The 305-nt window shown below is 73.4% G+C and carries 1 pseudogene; it reads left to right on the plus strand.

What is annotated here, in order from left to right:
- A pseudogene (locus IJ15_RS26530) lies at window positions 1-305 on the plus strand (NADH-quinone oxidoreductase subunit L); the annotation flags it as partial.

Genomic DNA, 305 nt, shown 5'->3' on the forward strand with positions numbered 1-305 from the left:
CGATGGTGGTGATCGCGGTCGGTTCGGTGGCCGCCGGCGGTCTACTCGCGATCGGCGGCACGCTCGAGCACTGGCTCGCCCCGGTGTGGGCCGAGTTCGGCTCGGCCGCAGAGCATGCCGCCCTCGCCGTCCCGGTCTGGGTGATCACGGTCGTCACGCTGGCGGTGGTTCTCGTCGGCGTGGCCGTCGCGTGGCGGCAGTATGCGACGCGGCCGGTACCCGTCACGGCGCCGCAGGAGGTGTCGGTGCTCACCACCGCGGCGCGCCACGACCTCTACGGCGACGCCGTCGACGAGGCCGTGTTC

The organism is Prescottella defluvii (assembly GCF_000738775.1).
Classification (GTDB): domain Bacteria; phylum Actinomycetota; class Actinomycetes; order Mycobacteriales; family Mycobacteriaceae; genus Prescottella; species Prescottella defluvii.